The sequence below is a fragment of the Ruegeria denitrificans genome, assembly GCF_001458295.1.
GTDB classification, from domain to species: Bacteria; Pseudomonadota; Alphaproteobacteria; order Rhodobacterales; family Rhodobacteraceae; genus Ruegeria; species Ruegeria denitrificans.
The window spans coordinates 271,421-290,832 of the sequence record NZ_CYUD01000006.1 but is presented as its reverse complement, the minus strand read 5'-3'; the positions used below and the strand labels follow the sequence as shown (position 1 = coordinate 290,832).

Below are 19,412 nucleotides of genomic sequence, written 5' to 3'. Positions count from 1 at the left end.
CGCCCAGCCGTCTCTCCGGCCCGTCAGCACCACCTCAGTAGCGCCGGTGAAGGGGGTTCTAAGGTTTACCTCCAATAGCCGCAAGTGGAAAATCACATCTTGCGCGTTTTTTTTGTAGTTTCATATTTTTAGTATATTTTTCAATATATTAAGATGCAGCTAGCTAAGTGAATTTCACCACCCATGTAGTGGGCACACCCGGTTGCTTCGCCAACAGCAGTCGGCCAACTACCCGCCTACCCCATATATAGTGAGTCCCGATCCCGCATCTACAAGGCCCAACCGAGTCGGATCATCAAATCCAAGTCAGTTTTCAGCCCATTTCCCCGACTCGCTCCCAGTCAGAGCGCTGAAAACGACACAACGCGCGTGCCAGGTCTTGCGCATTGGCCCAGGATACGGTCACCTCGCCCGAAAGATACAGCCAAACGCACAGTATTATGACAGCTACGCACGCGTACCCTTTTCCTTGCATACGGACCGTTGGTCAGGACGGTCTGTTGGTATCGTTTGCCGATACAATGGCCGAATCCTCAAACCGCGCAGCGTTGGCATTTCGCAATGCGATCGACCTTCTGGGATGCGACGGAGTGATTGAGACGTCAGCGTCTCTGGCCTCGGCATATATTCGGTTTGATCCAGTTGCCTTGTCGCATGTTGAAATCCACAGACAGGTGGAACAGATTCTTCGTGAAAAAAACTGGTATCAAGAGCCGCTTCCGGCCGGGCGTCGTCTGTGGCGGGTGCCCACCGTATATGGCGGAAAACTTGCCCCGCAGTTTGATGAAGCCGCAGCAGCCGCAGGGCTGTCGCCCTCAGAGGCAATAAAGCGGCTAGGTGAATCCCGCGTACGCGTGCTGACCATCGGCTTTGCGCCCGGCCAGCCTTACTTAGGACCGTTGGGGCCTGAATTCGATATCCCGCGGCTTAAGGAACTCACTCCAATGTTGCCAGAGGGGGCACTGGTTCTGGCGATCTCACAGTTCGTGCTGTTTTCCAGGCCAACTCCGACCGGATGGCGGCATGTGGGTCAAACCGCCTTTCGCTGTTTCCGCCCCGAAGCCGAACAAAGCTTTGCGCTGCGCCCCGGGGATGAAATGGAGTTCCCACCGATTTCACGCGCAGAATTGGATAATATCCGCGAGACTAATGATGGCTCGGGCGGTGCGACCTGTGAGGAAATCCCCTCATGAGCCTACTGGTGCATCAAATCGGACCCGCCTGCACCATTCAGGACCGGGGGCGTACGGGTTATCTTGATCAGGGCCTTTCTCGGTCCGGGGCTGCGGATCAGCTGGCGTTGCATGAGGGTGCTGCGCTGCTGGGGCAAAACCCGGAATGTGCGGCGCTGGAAATGGCGGGGATGGGCGGCACATTCGAGGCCACCCAGCAGGCTAGCATCGCCCTGACCGGCGCGCCGATGCAGGCAAGTATAGATGGGGCGCCGGTTGTCTGGAATGCTTCGCATTCAATGGAGGCGGGTCAGAAGCTGACGATTGGCGTCGCCAAACAGGGCAACTATGGCTATTTGAATGTTGGCGGCGGAATTGATGTGCCGCTGATTCTGGGGTCGCGATCCGCTCATCTAACAGCAAATGTCGGGCGCGCCGTGCAGGTCGGCGACCGGCTACCCGTCGGGCCGTATTCAGGCAGCACTGGCATGAAACTGCGTCCAGATGACCGGTTTTCCGGGGGCAACCTGCGCGTACTGGCCAGCTTCCAGACCCCCCTTTTTGATGCTGAAACGCTGGACCGATTTACCGACACCGCATTTCGACGAGGTGCGCGGGCGAACCGTATGGGTATGCAGTTGGAAAGCGATGGGGAAGGTTTTGCCGCAAAGGGTCAATTAAACATCCTGTCCGAGGTGATCACCCCCGGCGACATCCAGATGACCGGCACAGGGAACCCCTTTATCCTGCTGCCCGAATGCCAGACGACCGGAGGCTACCCCCGCATTGCCACCGTCCTGCCCTGCGATCTGTCTCGGGCGGCGCAAACCCCGTCGGGCGGACAGATACAGTTCACCTTTGTGTCCATGGACGAGGCCATCACCCTACACAGCACTTATCTGTCCGATCTGACGAGGTTGCGGGCGCGGGTCGAACCCCTGGTCCGCGATCCGCATGATATCGCGGACCTGTTGTCCTACCAACTGATCAGCGGAATGATCTCTGCCACCGAATAAGGAGTTTTACCGATGCCCAGCGTCGATTTGAATGCTGATATGGGGGAAAGTTTTGGCCCCTGGAACATGGGTGACGATGAAAGCCTGCTGAAGATCATCACCTCAGCCAATATCGCCTGCGGCTTTCATGCAGGTGATCCGGATGTAATGGCCAAGACAATGACGGCGGCTGACGACAATGATGTAGGCATCGGCGCGCATCCCGGCTTTCCTGATCTGCAGGGGTTTGGTCGCCGCAATATGAAGGTGCCCCATGACACCCTACGCAACCTGGTGCGCTATCAGCTGGGGGCGGCGATGGGGATGGCCAAGGCGGTCGGCACCAAGGTCCGGCATCTGAAACTGCACGGGGCACTGGCCAATATGTGCTCAGTCGATATCGACATGGCGCGGGCTTGCTATCAGGGCGCACTGGATGTGGACCCGGATATTATCGTCATGGTGCTGGCCGTCACCAAACAGGAAGAGGCCGTGCGCGATTTGGGCTGCAAGTGGGTCGGAGAGATCTTCGCCGACCGTGCCTATAATGATGACGGCACGCTTGTTGATCGCAGCCTGCCCGGCGCGGTCATCCACGACCCCGAGTTAGCAGGACCGCGCATGCTGAATATGGTCCGCGAAGGCGCCATCATCACCGAATCCGGCAAGCGGTTGGAAACCTCAATCGACACGATCTGCCTGCACGGGGATGGGCCAACCGCGGTACAGATCGCCCGGTCCGTTCGCGAAAACCTGATCGCAGGCGGTGTCGAGGTGACAAAATTCACCCGATAGACATCCGGGCGTAAGGTCTGCGCCCCACCTTCTTAGAGTTGCCCAGTTGGATTTCTGACCCTAGCATGCCTGCAAGTGCATGTTCTGATTATTGGAAATCCAGGCAAAGCCGGGTCCGGAAACCTCTGGGCCCACGCAAGGAGGGAAATTTATGTCTTTCGATTTGATGTCTTATGAACCGCGCGGGGACAAGAAGAACTCGGACTTCTTCGGCGAGTATCTACCCAGAATTTACGAACGCCGCAGCAGCTCTGGTATTGCTGATCAGGTCGGACCGATGCGGGCGATTGTCCAGCAAGTGGAAACCACGGCGCTGTTCGATACGCTGATCGAATTGTATGTGATGACCCCTTATCGCCACACGGCCACCTATTTGGGGCAAACGCATAAATTTTCGGTCCTGCATTCGCACGCCGACTACCCGGCGTTGATCGTAATGGCCCCGCTCAGCCCCAGCTTTGAGGACTTCATCCCTCGGATCAACCGGATGTACCCGCTGGCACGCAACACCCCGCAGACCCGCTATGTCGGAGAGATTTACGGCGCAACCGACCTGAGCACCCTGAGCAAAACGCTTGAGGATCAGAACATCCGCTTTGAATATGACGGCGACACTGAAAATCCGTTCTACACGCTGAATGGGTTCCGGTTCACCACCCCGTCGGATTTCACCTGCAACCGGGTCGGCTATTCCACGCTGGACTTCAACGACCCCGACAGCCTGGGTTTGGGCGACCGTGTGCTACTGAGCGATGCTGAACAAACCCAGTTGGATCAGGCAGCAGCCTTTGGCGCTGACAGCAAAATCTCGCCCTTGATGCTGGGGGTCGACCACCTTGCCACCCGCATTCTGGCAGGAGAGCGTGAAGACGCGATCCTCGAGTTTCTGACCATGGTGCCCTATTACTTCTGGGGAGCGTACAACATCTTTGACATGAATTCGTCGACCAATGTGAACCGAAACCCGGATGTGGATGACGACAAAAAATCCCCCGCCAAAGTGTTCACCGCTAACAACACTCCTTCCTTTATCAATTCATTCGAACAACTGCCGATGCCGACCGAGGACTTCGTTCGCAATTTTGGCCGTCGCCTGCATCACATGGCCATCGAGATTCAGGATGGCGATCACGGTGCCGGGGAAAAGAACGTCGATTTCGTGGTCACTACGCTCAAGGACAAGGGCGTGCCCTTCCTGGCCCATGTCGTTGGTGAATGTAAGGACGATCCGAACCTAAAGCAGATATTCTCGAAACATTCGAAAAACACGCTGTTGATCACGGAATATATCGAGCGCTGCCACCACTACGACGGGTTCTTCACCAAGGACAACGTGGCGGCCCTGACAGCCGCCGCTGGGCAGGACGAACAATACCAGCATGGCCACGTGTTCGACTGAAACGCCCTGACAAAAAAGGGCTGCGAGTTTCCTCGCAGCCCAGATCCATCCAGGAGAGTATATGTCGGATCTTATGACGGCCCGATCATGAAACAGGTGACATTCCGGGCCTGAAGCCTGCGGCAGGCCAAATCGGCCTGTTCACGGGTCATGCCCTGAAATGTCGCGTCAAAGCCGCGCGAGCTTTGGTTTACCTTGCGCAGCGTACCTTCCAGAGTGGTCATTTCCGACAGGGCGGTTTTCAGCAGAACCTTTTCCGCCTCGTATCGGGTGGTATAGCGGCCCACGTTGACGCCCCACAAATGCCCACCTGACGTGGACAAGCGGGTGACGATTTCTTGCTCGGGCTCGGGCTGAATTGCCGGGTCGGTTGATGCCAGAACCAGATCATCCGGGCGCGCAGCGGGGCGTGTTGAATCGCCCGTCGAAGATTGGATATCCGCGGCGGCTATGGCTGCTGCAATCCCGTTCTGAATGCGTGCGCCATTCTGAGCGGCGGTTGCAGCAACAGTGCCTGCAACCTGTACTGCAGCCCCTGCAGCCGGACGCAGTACCGGACGCAGGCTGGAATTCGGCGCACCGGTCAGGGCCGCTACAGTCGCGCCCAAACCGGCATTCCCGGCGTAGGCCGGCCGGGCCGGCTTACGGATCGGTGCCCGCGACGGAGCGCGGCGGAAACCCATATCCAGCAGCTCGGCCACTTTGGCATTGCGCGATGCGCCCGACTTGCCCCCAAAGACGGTGGCGATGATACGTTCGTCCTTGCGCTTGGCCGAAGCCACAAGGTTGAAACCCGCAGCGCGCGTGTAGCCCGTCTTGATGCCATCCGCGCCCTTGTATGCGGCCAGCAAGCGGCGGTTGGTGTTGGGAACAGTCTTGATCCCGGCATGCGTCGATTGGCGTGAGAACAGGTTGTAGTATTGCGGGTAATCATACAGCAGATGACGGCCCAGCGTGGTCATGTCACGCGCGGTCGACAAATGGCCTGATTCCGTCAGGCCATGCGCGTTTTTGAAGGTTGTCCTGCTCATGCCCATCGACTTGGCCGTACGGGTCATGCGGCGGGCAAAGGCGGCTTCGGACCCACTTATCGCAATCCCGATAGCAGTAGCGGCGTCATTGGCCGATTTTACCGCAGCGGCGCGGATCAGATAGCGGAAGGCAATCGTCTGGCCGGACCGCAGGCCCAGTTTTGACGGCGGCTCTGACGAAGCCTTTTTGGTGATGCGAACCTGAGTGTCCAGGTCGATCTCACCGTTCCGCACCGCTTCGAACGCAATGTAGAGCGTCATCATCTTGGTCAGCGAAGCCGGATGCAGCCGTGTATCGGCATTGCGTGAATGCAGCACCTCGCCGGTGCGCGCGTCAATCACCATCGCCGCATAGGGTGCGGCCACCCCTTGCAACGGCGCAAAGGAGAGCAGCCACAAGAATGCTATAAGGAATAAGCCCATTCGGGCCGGAACTGTCCGCCGAACCTGCACGATTTTTGCCTCTGTCTACCTCGGGCCGCCGGGTTTTCCCGGTCGGCAAATCAATTATTTTATTAACGATCAGGCTAACACAGGGGTCCGGTTAAATAAACAGAAAGCTCAGGAAATCGCGGTTTATTGAGCCTGCCACCGACATACCACATGTGGTATGTCGGACTTTCACCCGCACCAAATCGGTGAATATGACCAGAATTTGCCGCCGCCCGGCACCGTTTTTTCGCGACTGAGACCATTCGGCCACATCAGCTGAGTCGCTGAATAAAGGCGGTAAGCTGACCCAAATCCTGCAACTCGTGGTATCGAGGGCTATCCAAGGGAGTTTCGGCCTGTTCGATTTCCCAGACCAACCCGTGCGGCACATACACGCCCCAGCATCCGGCTTGAATCGGGGCCACAACGTCCGATCGCATCGAGTTGCCCACCATCATTGCCGATGCCGGCCCGTCACCGTGTTGCTCAAAGATCTGCTGGTAGGTCTGGGGCGTTTTTTCGGACACGATTTCGACCCCGTCAAACAGTTCACCCAACCCCGACTGGGCCAGTTTCCTCTCTTGATCAATCAGATCGCCCTTGGTGATCAGCACCACCTGATGAGTCGCTGCCACGCCTTCGATTGCTTCACGTGCATGGGGCAACAGCTCGATCGGGTGGGCCAGCATCTCTTGCCCCGCTTCGATCAGTTGACGAATGACCGAGGCGGGAACCCGGTCAGCGGTCACTTCGATCGCAGTTTCGATCATCGACAGGGTAAAGCCTTTGATTCCATAGCCATAGTGCCGGATATTGCGTTTTTCTGCGGCCAGCAGGCGTTCCATCAGATGATCCCGCTCGGCATGATCCGCCAGCAGTTCGGCAAAATAGGCCTGCGTCAGCTGAAAAAAACGCTCATTGTGCCACAAAGTATCATCCGCATCGAAGCCGATTGTGGTAAGATTTTGGCCCATGTTTATTACGTCCTGCTGGCTCTTTTCTCTGGCCCGTTCGACGTTATATAAGCGCAAAGATAAACCGAAGCCTGAATCGGACTGTAGGACGCGATGCTTGAACACCAATGGATGATGTCTGACAAACCAGACGACGACGACGATGCCGACGCGTCGGTCCTGGTACAGACGCGCCCCAAGACCAAGCGCCCGCCGCTGTACAAGGTTCTGCTGCTGAATGACGATTACACCCCGATGGAGTTCGTCGTACATGTACTAGAGCGGTTCTTTGGCATGACCCACGCGCAAGCATTCGAGATCATGCTGACGGTGCACAAAAAAGGCGTAGCCGTGGTTGGTGTGTTCAGCCATGAAATTGCCGAGACCAAAGTAGGCCAGGTCATGGATTTTGCCCGCAGGCACCAGCACCCCCTACAATGCACCATGGAACGGGAAGAGTAAGGCCCGGTTGGTCTTACGGAATCGCTTATGTCCCCTCGCCTTGATCTTGCGCTGGAAAGCGGCCTGACCCTGTCGCAGCCCCTGACGGTGCTGGGGCCGACAACGGCCTGTGACTTGTCCGAATTGCCGCGTGAAACGCAGGTGGTGCAGCCATTTAAACCGTTTCACGACCATTTCGCCCATCAGGGATTTGCGGTTGTTCCCGAAGCGCAAGAGCCCTGTCAGGACGCCATTGTGTTTCTTCCTCGCGCTAAAGCTCTGGCCCGTTCGATGGTGCAACAGGCCTGTGCCCGTGCCAGCGGCGTGATTGTGGTTGACGGTGCCAAGACCGACGGCGTTGACAGTTTGCTAAAGGACATCCGCAAGCGCGTCGCAGTTGAGGGACCGATCTCAAAGGCGCATGGCAAGATTTTCTGGTTTCAATCTGACCCGCAAGAATTTGCGGATTGGGCTGCGCCCGAACATCAGACGGCCGATGGTTTTCAGACCGCGCCGGGCGTGTTCTCGGCTGATAGCATTGATCCGGCCTCGGCCCTGTTACTGGCGGCCTTGCCCGCCAAACTGGGTTCCCGGGTCGTCGATCTGGGGGCCGGTTGGGGATACCTTTCAGCCGGGCTACTGCAGAGTCCGGGCCTGAAGTCCCTGCATCTGGTCGAGGCTGACCACACTGCGCTGACCTGCGCGAGTGCTAACGTAGTCGACCCCCGCGCCCAGTTTCACTGGGCCGATGCGGTGACATGGCGCGCAGCTGAACCTATTGACACCGTGGTGATGAACCCACCGTTCCACACCACGCGCAGCGCCGAACCGGCGCTTGGGCAAGGCTTCATTACATCCGCGGCAAAGAACCTGACCCGCAACGGTTCACTGTGGATGGTGGCCAACCGCCATTTGCCTTACGAAAACACACTAAACGACATGTTTGCGCATGTCGAAGAAGTGACCGGCGACAATCGGTTCAAGGTTTTCCACGCCTCTCGCCCTCGGCGTTGATCCCGGTTAACCTGCGCCGCAATTCAGGAGGAAGCGCATGTCCTTTTCCATAACAGGCAAGACTGCAATCGTGACCGGCGGGGCCAATGGCGTCGGGCTGGCCATTGGGCGCCACTTTGCCGATGCCGGTGCCAATGTGATGTTCGCCGATATGGACGAAAAGCGGCTGGCGGAGGAATTGGGCGAGCAAGCCGATGACAGCAATATCCGTTTCTTTGCGGGTGACCTGCGGGAAAAGCTGACCATTGCCAACCTGTTGTCGGCCACCATCGACGCCTTCGATCAGGTGGATATCCTGATCAACGGTGCCCGGCAGGTGATCTCATCTGATCCACTGGACCCCGAGGATGACTCGGTCCGCTCGCTTCTGAACCAGAACCTGATGCCCGCCTTGCGACTCAGCCAGTTGGTTGCGAAACGGATGATCAAGCAGGCAGGTGACGATGAGGAAGACGTAGCCGGGTCGATCATCAACCTGTCTTCTATTGCCGCCCGGCGCACCCACCCTGATTTGATGGCTTATTCTGTATCGACCGCCGCGCTGGACCAGATGACCCGGTCTTTGGCCGTGGCGCTGGCCCCAAACCGCATCCGGGTGAATTCCATCGCACTGGGTTCAGTGATGAGCGCATCATTGCAATCCACCCTGAAAGAGAACCGCGATTTCCGGGACGATATCGAAAAACACACGCCCCTCGCCCGTATCGCCGCCCCGACCGAGTTGACTGAAACGGCGCAGTTTCTGGCCTCAGACGCGGCCGGGTTTATTACCGGGCAGATCCTTACCATTGACGGTGGCCGTACTCTGCTGGACCCCGTTGCAGCCCCGGCGCACTGACACATATGTTCGACACTGAAAAAACCACCGCCTCTGCCTGGTTCCGCCAATTGCGCGACCAGATTGTCACCGCCTTTGAAGCGTTTGAAGACAGCCACGACACCGGACCGTTCTCGGATGCCAGCCCCGGACGGTTCGAGGTCAAGGAAACCACACGCCAGTCCGAAGACGGCTCGGACGCGGGCGGTGGGCTGATGTCGGTGATGCGCGATGGCCGCGTGTTTGAAAAAGTCGGCGTCAATGTCTCGACCGTCTATGGCACGCTGGGCGCGCGCGCGCAGCAGGCGATGGCGGCGCGCAAGGGCATTCCGGGAATGACTGAAGACCCGCGATTTTGGGCCTCGGGTATCTCGCTGGTGGCACATATGCAGAACCCGCATGTTCCGGCGGTGCATATGAACACCCGCATGTTCTGGACCCCGCATGCGTGGTGGTTCGGCGGTGGGTCCGACCTGAATCCCTGCATTGAATATGACGAGGACACGGCCCATTTCCATTCCACACAAAAGACCCATCTGGACCCGCACGGTCCGGGGCACTATCCACGCCTTAAGGAATGGGCGGACGAGTATTTCTATATCCCACACCGCAAACGGGCCCGTGGGGTTGGCGGTATTTTCATGGATGATTACTGCACCGGTGACTGGGCTGCAGATTTCGTACTGACACAGGATATCGGCCGCGCCTTCCTCCCCGCCTTTCTACCGTTGGTCGAAAAGCGCCGGGTGCAGGGTTTCAGCGATGCCGACAAAAATACCCAACTGGTGCACCGGGGCCTCTACGCCGAGTACAATCTGGTTTACGACCGTGGCACTAAATTCGGACTGGAAACCGGCCACGATCCGGATGCCGTGCTGATGAGCTTGCCACCGATGGCCAAATGGGTCTGAGCCGCCTTAGAAATTAAATCCCATGAAGTCGTCATAACAGTGGCTCTGCGCCCCAGCTGCCGACATACTTTCGCCCACACGGCTGACCGTGATCGAATAACTCTTTTTGGGATTGCCCCCTTCAGGGGGAGACAGCGAAAATTCCACCGTGCGTGTCTGCTTTTCATAGGCTCTCGAGACGTAAATTTTCTGCGACGTCTGCAGGCCAAGGGTCCGGATTGCAAAATCACCGATACCGCACCAATAGGCCACCGCCGCAGACGAGCCCTGCGTGGCTACCCGATAGTTACCGTTGTCCAACGGCGTGACTATCGCGCGAAAGCCGGGGTTGAAGCCATACCTAATCCCAAAGCCGGTGGCCTGCGCCAGTGCGGGTGCCAACACCAAAACACCTATGCCAAACATTTTGAATAATCGCATGGCAAAAACTCCTCTAACCAAAATACGGCGTTGCGTGAAATGATAGGGACCAGACCCGATGAGTAAAGATTGCGGCGACCCGCACATTTCTTTCCATTCCGCAACGGAAACGTGCTTCTATAACTGAAACGGTATCATTTCAGGGCTTTAGAAGGTAGACTCAGATCATCGGTCATTTGCAAGAGGTGCGGGTTGAACAAGGCATTCCCAAAGGACTGGTTTGATATTCCTCCCGAAAAATACGCGGACTTCGGTGCGCTGTTCTATCTGGCATCGCTGACAACACCTCATAGGGATCGCAGTTTGGCGCAGGTGCTTTATGCCTTTGAAACGCCATTCCGGTTGGGCCAATACCACATTTTTCGTCAGAACGGCTTTCCGCGCGGCTTCGTGACCTTTGCCGGTCTCAACCCCGAGACCGAGCACCGATACGCCATTCAGGAAACCCCGCTGACCGAAGCTGATTTCACCAGCGGGCCTTCGTTCTGGATCATCGATCTGGTCGCTCCATTCGGCCAAACAAATCAGATCGTGGAGATGCTAAAAAAAAACATCCCCCACCCCCGGGTTCGCACGAACCGGATGGACAGCGACATGTCCCGAAACCGGATCGTGGAATGGACGCGCGACGATACGGGCGAGGTTCATATGCAACTGTATCGCAAGCAGGAATTCGAACGGGTTCTGGCGGTAGAGGGTACGTAGATGGTTTCGATAGCTATTACGGGTGACATAACCGGCGATGTGACCGGCAACCCGCCGAACCAGTCCACGGGCGATCTGGATCTGGACAGCAATGTCCCTATTTTGTCGGAAACCTGGGTGATCTCAACGCCTCCAGCTTTTGGAACCGCCAGCGTTGATCCGAACACGGGCGAGTGGACCTATACAGTTGATCCGGCATTTTTCGACAGTCTGGATGACAATCAGGTCGTTACCGACACCTTCTCCATTCAGGTAACCGGCGAGTTCGGCACATTTCTTGGGCCGTTCCCTTTCGACCTGCAGCAAGAGATCACGATCACCATCGAGGGGGTCTGCTTCACCGCTGGCACGTTGATCGAAACCCCCAATGGCACGCAACTGATTGAGGCATTGTCCGTCGGTGATCAGGTCCTGACCACGGATCACGGTCCGCAGCCAATCCGCTGGATCGAAAGCAGCACCTTGCCGCCCGAGCGATTGCGGGAAAATCCGGCCATGCGCCCGGTCAGGATCAGCGCGGGCAGCCTTGGCCCCGATACGCCTAGCCGCGATTTACGAGTGTCCCAGCAACATCGCATTGTGGTCCGTGGCCCCAAGGTTGAATTGCTGTTCGGCACGCCTGAGGCGCTTGTGGCCGCAAAACATCTGTGTTCCTGGCCAGGAATTGACGTTGAAACCTCTGACGCGGCCGTCGAGTATTACCATATCCTGCTGGACGAACACGAAATCCTGACAGCCGAAGGCGCCCCCGCTGAAAGCCTGTTTCTGGGTGAAGAATCCCTCTACACACTGTCATCCGAAGCGCTGCAGGAACTGGCTGCCATTTTCCCCGACACACCGGACAGGTATGGTTTCGGCAGGGCCGCCCGTTTGGTTCTGCGCGAGTTCGAAGCGCGCGCGCTGGTCTAAGCCGGGCTTAGCCGCCCGCCCACATCCTGCGGTGCCAGAGCGACGGTTTTGATCACTGCATAGCATCGCTTACCCGGCTCCAACCCTAGTGCCGTGACCGAGCGGCGAGTGACGCGCGCCAATACCGGCCCTGCTGGCGTTTGCACTGAAACGATGGCCCCCGGCCCGTCTCCTGCGCGGATGGTTTCGACCGTGCCTTCTAACACGTTCAGGGCCGACAACCCATCGGGCCGTTTGCTCGACAAGATCACCTCTTGCGCGGGGATGCGGATGCGCAAGTCTTCCCCCACCTGATGCGGGATACGCGGCAGGAACAGGCGCGCGCCGCCGGCCTCCAGCTCGGTCAACCCATCCGCGTGATGTTCCTGAACCCGCACCTTAAGAACCGCCCCTACGGCCCGCACCCCGGCAGGGGCCACTGATGGGTCAGCCATAACGTCCGAGGCCGGTCCGTGTCGCACCACCTTGCCATCCTGCAAGGCAACAACAGAGGTGGCCAGCCGAGCAACTTCGGCCGCGGAATGGGTGACGTACAGAATGGGTACCGAGACCTCATCCCGCAGCCGTTCGAAATAAGGCAGAATTTCAGCCTTGCGCGCATCGTCGAGCGCTGCCAGCGGCTCATCGGCCAGGATCAGGCGTGGGCTGGCCAACAGAGCCCGGCCAATGGCAACGCGCTGCTTTTCTCCGCCCGACAGGCCCGCCGGACGGCGATCCAGCAGATGCCCGATGCCCAACATCTCGATCACTTTGTCCGGATTCTCGCGACGCGCATGTTTGGGTGCAAACCAACGCCCATAGGACAGGTTTTGCCGCACGGTCAGATGCGGGAATAGACGCCCTTCCTGAAAGATATAACCCAACCGCCTGCGATGCGGCGGCAACCAGAGGTTCTGATTGGTATCGAACAGCTCCCACCCATCAACCGCAACGCGGCCAGCTTTGGGGCGCAAAAGCCCCGCCACGGCATTGACCACGGTGGTCTTGCCCGATCCCGACCGCCCGAACAGAACCGTCACTCCTAAGGGCGCATCAAAGCTGAGGTCCAGCTTGATATCGGGCAGATCATGCTGCAGGTGGACAGACAGGCTCATGATCCCGACACCCGTGCAGCGGCGCGGCGGCCGACATATTCCGACAACAGCAGCGCGCCCATGGCAATGATGATAGAGATCACCACCAGCCGGGTCGCCGCCCCCTCGCCCCCCGGCACCTGCAGGAAGGCATAGACCGCTGAAGGCAGGGTCTGGGTCTGGCCAGGAATGTTCGAGACAAAGGTGATCGTGGCCCCAAATTCGCCCATCGCCTTGGCGAAGGCGAGGATACTTCCTGCAATCACACCAGGCAGGATCATTGGCAAGGTTACGGTCGCAAACACAAAGGGCCGCGATGCCCCCAATGTCGCTCCGGCCTGCTCCAGCTTGGGGTCTACCGCCTCGATCGACAGGCGAATGGCGCGCACCATTAACGGGAAGGCCATGATCCCCGCTGCCAGCGCCGCCCCGGTCCAGCGAAAGGCAACAATGATACCTAACTCTCCCAGTAGCTTGCCCATCGGCCCCTGTATCCCGAAGGTCAGCAGCAGCAGATATCCAGTCACAACGGGCGGCAGAATCAGCGGCAGATGGACCAAACCGTTCAGCAGCTGTCGCCCGGGAAACCGCCAACGCGCCAGCGCGTAGGCCATGAAAATGCCAAAGGGCAATGTCACCAGCGTCGCCCAGAAGGAAACGCGCAACGACAGCTTCAGCGCTTCAATTTCTGCAGGCCCCAACCATCCCATGCGTCAGCTGCCCGGCAGGGCAAAGCCCTGTTCTGTAAAGATGAATTGGGCCGCATCCGATTGTAGGTGATTCAGAAACGCCTGCGCCTCAGGCGGAGCAGAGGTGGTCACGGCAGCGGGGTAGATGATCGGCGGGTGAAGTTCAGACGGAAACGAGGCCACAACCTGCACCCGGTCTTCAACCTTCGCATCTGATCGGTAAACGATCCCTAGCGGTGCCGCCCCCGCCGCCACCAACGCAAGCGCTGCGCGCACATTGTCAGTCTGAGCGATCCGGGTTTGCACACCCTCCCACAGCCCCAGATTCTGCAAGGCCTCCTTGCCGTAAATACCCGCCGGAACCGCATCGACCAGCGCCATGGCCAGATGCCCGCTACCCAGCATTTCTATCAAATCGGTGTCTGGACGCATCTGTCCGATTTGTGCCTGATCTACTCCGCCGACCAGAACCAGCCCATTGCTCAGCAAATCCACCCGCGAAGCGACGTCGATCAGACCCTGATCCTGCAGAACATCCATCCAGTCCACATTGGCCGAGATGAACACACTCGCAGGCGCGCCCAGCTGAATCTGCCGCGCTAACACAGAAGAGGCCGCGTACGACACTGTTACCTGATGCCCGGATTGTTGCTCGAAAGACGGAGCGATCTCATCCAGCGCCGTTTTCAGGCTGGCCGCGGCGAACACCAACACCTCAGCCGCACCGGCCCGGATCGGTGCCAGCGCTACAGTACCCAGCAGCAGGGCCGCGATTGCACACCGGCGGGCAAGGGAAAGGATCATATGCTCTCCCGTCTGGAAGGTTGCAGTCCCTTCGGGGATATCTGAGCCAACAGGGGGCACGCAAGCGTCTTTCCCAAACGCCAAAACCTTAGCCAGCGGAAAATGAACAAGATTACCAGGGCATACGATCCGCAAGGGGCGATTATCCGACATTGAGGCAAAGAAATTGTGCAAGACCCTCTTGCACCCGCGCGCAGCCTTGGCTACATGCAGCGTCACGGGTGATTAGCTCAGTTGGTAGAGCGCTTCGTTTACACCGAAGATGTCGGGAGTTCGAGTCTCTCATCACCCACCATCCTTTCCCCACAATGTATCAAGGTCTTACGCGACTAGCGCCTTTTGCTGTGCTGCGCATAAAACTGTGTCCGCTGCACTTAGACAGAAAAGATGTCTCCAACACAGGAGATATGGGCCATGGCAACAATCGTAAAACGGCCTAGCGGAAAGTGGCAGGCGACGGTTCGGAAGGACGGGCAATCCCGATCCAAGTCCTTTCTAAAGCGTGCAGATGCGACGAAGTGGGCTTGTGAGACGGAGTTGAGCGCCGACAGGGGATTGCTAACCCCAGACCTCAGTGTGAACGCATCCGAGATGACACTTGGTGAAGTGCTGCGAAAATACCGAGATAACATCACGAGCGAGAAACGGTGCGCGGACGCATGTTCAGATTGAATTTCTTTGCTGGAGGCCTTGTGCCTGAAGAAAATTTCAATCTTCGCCGTCCCTACTAAGTTCGGCTCCGATAAGGGTACTGATAGCTGTGAGATTGCGCTAACCTAGAAACTTCGAGAAACAGCGCAAATTAGATCATGGATGGATGGTCCATCCATGATCTATTTGCACCTGATCTGCGGTCGATAGCTACCTTAGGAGCCGGATAGTTCAGCGGCAGTATCAGCAAAAACTCCCTCGAAATCTGTTGCTTCACGCTCTGTTTGACCGCCGTGCTTCAAAAAGGCTGCGATTATCGCCTGGGTTTTGCCTTCTCTGGCCCGTTCCAGGAAGTGGCGAAGCTCTAGCCCTGCGCCCGCGGCTTCATCCCTGACGGAAACTGCAACAATCTCCTTGTACATAACGATGTCTCGCAGTTCCAAATTCCGGATTGCACCAAGAACTGTTTCAAGGAAAGTATCCATCTCTGCCTTGGGCACAAATTTAGTGATGACATTCACCGCCTCTGCTTCTTTGGACGTAAGGTCTGCACCTGTTAGCAGAGCCTGGAGTGCTTTATTTTTCCCCATCCGCCGAGCAAATTGCACTGCACCTTGCCCGCCCGTCGGAATGTTGACGCCGATCTCCGGTTGGGCAAAGGCTGCGTTCTCTGTGCCGTAAGCGAAGTCGCAAGCCATGATGAACTCGTTTCCGCCTCCGCGAGCGATCCCGTCTGCAACAGCAACCGACACTTGCTTCATGGCTTTGATGTTGTTGATCATATGGCTAAATTCAATGATCCCCGCCTGACCGCCAGGAGTGCCGTTGATCGTGTTCAGATCAAGATGAGCAACAAAGAAATGCGGGTTTGCCGACTTGAAGACTACCGCCTTTGTGTCTCGGTCATCTTTAAGCGACAAGATGAATGCGTTCATTTCATTGATGACGTCTACCGTCCAGATATTGGCTGGCGGGTTGTCGATGACCACCGACGCCACACCGCTTTGCGTTTTGATATGCAGCTTGCTCATTTGGAGGCTCCTGAGTGTTCTTCCATAGACTTGTTAAGTTGCCGGCTTCCGCCGCGGCTTCACGGTTGGCGGATCCGGCGGGGTTACACATAGGGGTAATTATACAGTTGTAAAGACTTTTGCTTTACGAATGGGATATATTGATATTCGAAAGTAGAAGGAATATCTGCATAAGCAACTGAAAAGCCGTATCAACTGCGCGAATCTGCTAAACATGGAGTTTTTTTGTGGTGGCATCCCGAGATCGTTTAGCCGATGTAAGTGAGCGAGCGCGCGCGAAGGTCGGCAAGTTCGCCAATCGCCAGGCGGAACTCGCTGACGCCGCTCTGACAACTCTTGCTGAGTTGGGTTATGCTCGGACTTCTTTGCGCGATATTGCGGAAAACACCGAGTTCTCGCATGGTGTGCTGCGTTATTACTTCAGCGACAAGAATGACCTGATCATCCAGTGCATCCGGCAGTACAAATCAGTGTGTGTGCGCCGCTACGACATGGCCACGGAGCAAGCTGAAACACCGCAAGGCCTTGTTGACGCATTTACTGAGAAGCTCACCGAAACTCTATTGAAGGAAACCAAACTACATCGTCTTTGGTACGATCTACGTTCACAGGCACTTTTTGACGATGTTCTTCAGAACGACGTGCAGCAAATCGACCGTGAGTTAGAGGACATGATTTGGCGGATTGTTGAGCGATATGCGTTTCTGAAAAACGGTTCCCCAATCCTCTCATCCCGAGCGATTTACGCTGCTATCGACGGCCTCTTCCAAGAGGCATTAGCGCGTGTTGTTTCCGGTGATGCAAACGGTGTTGCCGAGCTGGAGAAGGAGGTGCGTAAATTGTTACCGGTGATTGTGAGGGCAGGCGAATAAGGCACCACAACTGCAATCTGCCTTAAATGTGACAGTCCAGAGTTATCTGCAAAAACCGTTTGCCGTTCGAAGTTCAATGACGCCCAAGATGCTTCCAACAATACGTGCGCTTTAGGCGCTACCGGAATGATCCGACCAGGTAGATAAGGCGGCGGAAAGGCATGCTGCATTGGCGGGGAAGACCGGCTCGACGATGCCTGCTTTGGCCGTCAACTACTGGTCTCAGCCCAAACCAGACATTGACGACCTAGCTTTGCAATTCCGTAAAGCGGACAAAGCTGCCGTAAGCTGACTGGTTGCTGATGACCGGTCTCAGCCTAAAGCAGACTTTCGTTTTTCGCTGCTCCGATACTCTGCGAATTAGTTTGCTCTGCGTTGTTCCGACTGATTAGGTCTAGATCCTCCCGTTTTTGACATCATAGCCTTCGCATAGTCGCGTTTTGCTTGCGCAGGGTCCTCGAAGCGAGCATGCACGACGCAAAAGAAAAGGGCACCGTCATCTAGACCGTTACGAGGGGTGAACCAATCAAATGGGTCGGTCGGCTCTACCGAAGCAAACTGATTAGTCGGTGTCGTGACAGGTGCGATATTGGCTTCACTATTTGTGATTTCATCGAGCAGTGTTGGACGGGCCGTGCCGGTATCCGGTGTGAGAATACCCATGATCTGCTCGCGACCAGCCGGAACGAAACGCCCGCTCTCTTCGACTGGAAACCGGATCGGCTGTCCGGCAAAAATACCCCGCTGAACTTCACTGTTCTTAACAACAAGTGTTCCGTTAACGAGCACGTACGGAATGCCTTCTGACGGAAGACCTTGCTGACCGAGAGTATAGTTCGCCTTTTCGGCCACAGTCTCCGGATCAAAAATCGTGATGTCCGCGACCATGCCTTCTTGCATACGCCCACGCACCTGCATTGCACGCAGGCCCGTGTCACCTAAACGCTTAGCATGGATGTAGCTTAGCTGAGTAAGTGTGAGCATAAGCGGCACATTCGCTTCACGGGCCAGTCTCAGGACAAGCGCGTGGCTGCCTGCTGACCGAGGATGCCCTGCATAGTCTTCGTAGGGGGCATCCCAACTCATCAAATTGCCCTCGATGTCTAGCCCGGCCATACCGTCGCCCGAGATGCCATAGCCTGCGATGGTGATCCAATCATTCAACCATTGCTCCCTTGGCGGGCTAAATACAATTGCCGTCCGTCCCGGTTCATTCTCAGCGAAGCTCAAAAACTCGTCTTTTGTTACGAAGCGATCGAGCTGGGGATCAAAGATGGTATCTTCGTATTTGTACCCCATCGAACCTTCCCAATTTTCGGGGGCGATGATCGAGGCTCCGTAGTTTCCCGATCCGGCAGTCCAAGGATAGTAGCTGGACCAGACGTTGTAGCCTTGGTCGCGGGCCATCTGGAGCTTTTCCTGATTTTCCCACCACCCATAATCATTGTCGTGATGAATGTGCAGCGGGGCGCCAAGCACCATCGCATTGACCAAGATTTCATTTACACCCGTCTGTGTTTCTGTCGGCGTCGAAGCACTGGGATGAAATCGGTGATGGACGGAGGTCAATCTACCGTAACGCGCCGCAGCCCGCTGCGCTTCGAACATCTCATAGGTTGTAATACCTTCGCGGGCGTAGCCGATGGTCGATCCCACGCCGAGTGCTCCTAGACGTAGTCCCTCATCAAGCTGCGCAGTGATTTCGTTCATCTGCTCACGGTTGCTTGGAACAGAGGACCACCCCTCGACGCCGTCTTCCACGGATTGCGCCCTGAGTGCGAAGAAGTTCCGGAAGTCTATGTCCCCACCTTCAAGCACGAGGCCGTCATGAACCCGCATCCGTGCGAATTCTTGTCCAACGACCGTGCCATAGTTTGCCTGCGTCACGCCTTCGCGAGCACCATACCATTCTTCGATGTTCGCTGCCCCAACCTCAAAGTCCATTTGGGTCGTAACGCCATCACGAAGATTTACTTTGATACCCCACGGGTCCAGCCCATGCTGCTCGAGATCGATAAACCCGGGAGCTACAACGTGCCCTGTCGCGTCGATGGACTCGCTACCGCTAATTTCTTCGTCGGTAATCGCAGTGATCCAGCCGTTGCTTATCCCCACGTTAGCAATCTGATCGAACCCGGTTTCCGGGTCCATTACCCGACCTTTGAGAATGACGACGTCGTAAGTTTGCGCGAAACACAAAGTCGAACAAACAGACAACGTGCCTGCCAGAAACAAGGTACGCATGGATAGATCCTCCCTTTGATCGACAAAACTGAATGTTTCTTTGTTTTCGGCGTC

Annotated in this window: 19 protein-coding genes and 1 tRNA gene; 12 read left to right on the top strand and 8 right to left on the bottom strand. The window is 56.9% G+C overall.

Annotated features, from left to right (window positions below; all coding sequences use genetic code 11):
- Positions 1–440: 440 nt before the first annotated feature.
- From RUE5091_RS11560 to RUE5091_RS11545, 4 genes are all read left to right on the top strand, one after another.
- Positions 441–1,193 carry a 5-oxoprolinase subunit B family protein gene (locus tag RUE5091_RS11560; RefSeq protein ID WP_058282061.1) on the top strand — a complete coding sequence of 251 codons (753 nt, stop codon included), beginning with the start codon at positions 441–443 and terminating at the stop codon, positions 1,191–1,193.
- Entirely contained in the window at positions 1,190–2,188 is a 999-nt protein-coding gene (locus RUE5091_RS11555) for a 5-oxoprolinase subunit C family protein (RefSeq protein WP_058282060.1), read from the top strand. The genes RUE5091_RS11560 and RUE5091_RS11555 overlap by 4 nt, the downstream gene beginning before the upstream one ends.
- A 12-nt stretch (positions 2,189–2,200) precedes the next feature.
- A complete protein-coding gene (locus RUE5091_RS11550; protein WP_058282059.1) occupies positions 2,201–2,962 on the top strand; it encodes a LamB/YcsF family protein in 762 nt (253 codons plus the stop codon).
- Positions 2,963–3,113: 151 nt separating this feature from the next.
- Positions 3,114–4,361, top strand: coding sequence for a hypothetical protein (locus tag RUE5091_RS11545; RefSeq protein WP_058282058.1), 1,248 nt, complete (start codon positions 3,114–3,116; stop codon positions 4,359–4,361).
- A gap of 71 nt (positions 4,362–4,432) precedes the next feature.
- On the opposite strand, the gene RUE5091_RS11540 is transcribed toward RUE5091_RS11545, so the two are convergent.
- Together RUE5091_RS11540 and RUE5091_RS11535 are read right to left on the bottom strand one after the other, a co-directional pair.
- Positions 4,433–5,815, bottom strand: coding sequence for a D-alanyl-D-alanine carboxypeptidase family protein (locus RUE5091_RS11540; protein ID WP_058282057.1), 1,383 nt, complete (start codon positions 5,813–5,815; stop codon positions 4,433–4,435).
- Positions 5,816–6,096: 281 nt separating this feature from the next.
- Complete coding sequence (locus RUE5091_RS11535; protein ID WP_058282056.1) at positions 6,097–6,798, bottom strand: HAD family hydrolase; 702 nt, start codon at positions 6,796–6,798, stop codon at positions 6,097–6,099.
- Between the two features lie 93 nt (positions 6,799–6,891).
- On the opposite strand from RUE5091_RS11535, the gene clpS reads away from it, so the two are divergent.
- Genes clpS through hemF form a run of 4 tightly spaced genes read left to right on the top strand, consistent with a single transcriptional unit; the run spans position 6,892 to position 9,960 of the window.
- A complete protein-coding gene (gene clpS / locus RUE5091_RS11530; RefSeq protein WP_058282055.1) occupies positions 6,892–7,239 on the top strand; it encodes an ATP-dependent Clp protease adapter ClpS in 348 nt (115 codons plus the stop codon).
- Between the two features lie 27 nt (positions 7,240–7,266).
- Positions 7,267–8,232 carry a class I SAM-dependent methyltransferase gene (locus RUE5091_RS11525; RefSeq protein ID WP_058282054.1) on the top strand — a complete coding sequence of 322 codons (966 nt, stop codon included), beginning with the start codon at positions 7,267–7,269 and terminating at the stop codon, positions 8,230–8,232.
- A gap of 37 nt (positions 8,233–8,269) precedes the next feature.
- Positions 8,270–9,070, top strand: coding sequence for an SDR family NAD(P)-dependent oxidoreductase (locus RUE5091_RS11520; protein WP_058282053.1), 801 nt, complete (start codon positions 8,270–8,272; stop codon positions 9,068–9,070).
- A 5-nt stretch (positions 9,071–9,075) separates the two neighbouring features.
- Positions 9,076–9,960, top strand: a complete 885-nt coding sequence (gene hemF, locus RUE5091_RS11515; protein ID WP_058282052.1) for an oxygen-dependent coproporphyrinogen oxidase — start codon at positions 9,076–9,078, stop codon at positions 9,958–9,960.
- Positions 9,961–9,966: 6 nt separating this feature from the next.
- Here the strand turns inward: hemF and RUE5091_RS11510 are convergent, their stop codons facing one another.
- Positions 9,967–10,380: a hypothetical protein gene (locus tag RUE5091_RS11510; protein WP_058282051.1), complete on the bottom strand. Its 414-nt coding sequence runs from the start codon at positions 10,378–10,380 to the stop codon at positions 9,967–9,969.
- A 192-nt stretch (positions 10,381–10,572) separates the two neighbouring features.
- On the opposite strand from RUE5091_RS11510, the gene RUE5091_RS11505 reads away from it, so the two are divergent.
- Entirely contained in the window at positions 10,573–11,085 is a 513-nt protein-coding gene (locus tag RUE5091_RS11505; RefSeq protein WP_058282050.1) for a toxin-activating lysine-acyltransferase, read from the top strand.
- The gene (locus tag RUE5091_RS11500; protein ID WP_058282049.1) at positions 11,086–11,994 is read left to right on the top strand and encodes a Hint domain-containing protein; all 909 of its coding nucleotides are present in this window, start codon (positions 11,086–11,088) and stop codon (positions 11,992–11,994) included.
- Here RUE5091_RS11500 and modC read toward each other — a convergent pair.
- Genes modC through modA form a run of 3 tightly spaced genes read right to left on the bottom strand, consistent with a single transcriptional unit; the run spans position 11,991 to position 14,560 of the window.
- Complete coding sequence (modC, locus tag RUE5091_RS11495) at positions 11,991–13,088, bottom strand: molybdenum ABC transporter ATP-binding protein (RefSeq protein WP_058282048.1); 1,098 nt, start codon at positions 13,086–13,088, stop codon at positions 11,991–11,993. The two genes, RUE5091_RS11500 and modC, sit on opposite strands and share 4 nt — an antisense overlap.
- Positions 13,085–13,777, bottom strand: a complete 693-nt coding sequence (gene modB, locus RUE5091_RS11490; RefSeq protein WP_058282047.1) for a molybdate ABC transporter permease subunit — start codon at positions 13,775–13,777, stop codon at positions 13,085–13,087. The genes modC and modB overlap by 4 nt, the downstream gene beginning before the upstream one ends.
- Before the next feature lie 3 nt (positions 13,778–13,780).
- The gene (gene modA / locus RUE5091_RS11485; protein ID WP_058282085.1) at positions 13,781–14,560 is read right to left on the bottom strand and encodes a molybdate ABC transporter substrate-binding protein; all 780 of its coding nucleotides are present in this window, start codon (positions 14,558–14,560) and stop codon (positions 13,781–13,783) included.
- A gap of 219 nt (positions 14,561–14,779) precedes the next feature.
- Between modA and RUE5091_RS11480 the strand changes: the two genes are divergently transcribed.
- Positions 14,780–14,855: transfer RNA gene (locus RUE5091_RS11480), tRNA-Val, on the top strand.
- Positions 14,856–15,426: 571 nt separating this feature from the next.
- On the opposite strand, the gene RUE5091_RS11475 is transcribed toward RUE5091_RS11480, so the two are convergent.
- Positions 15,427–16,242 carry an enoyl-CoA hydratase/isomerase family protein gene (locus RUE5091_RS11475; protein WP_058282046.1) on the bottom strand — a complete coding sequence of 272 codons (816 nt, stop codon included), beginning with the start codon at positions 16,240–16,242 and terminating at the stop codon, positions 15,427–15,429.
- A 230-nt stretch (positions 16,243–16,472) separates the two neighbouring features.
- Here RUE5091_RS11475 and RUE5091_RS11470 point away from each other — a divergent pair, with 230 nt between their 5' ends.
- Entirely contained in the window at positions 16,473–17,114 is a 642-nt protein-coding gene (locus RUE5091_RS11470; RefSeq protein WP_058282084.1) for a TetR/AcrR family transcriptional regulator, read from the top strand.
- A 360-nt stretch (positions 17,115–17,474) separates the two neighbouring features.
- On the opposite strand, the gene RUE5091_RS11465 is transcribed toward RUE5091_RS11470, so the two are convergent.
- Positions 17,475–19,358, bottom strand: a complete 1,884-nt coding sequence (locus RUE5091_RS11465) for an amidohydrolase family protein (RefSeq protein WP_058282045.1) — start codon at positions 19,356–19,358, stop codon at positions 17,475–17,477.
- Positions 19,359–19,412 lie beyond the last annotated feature (54 nt).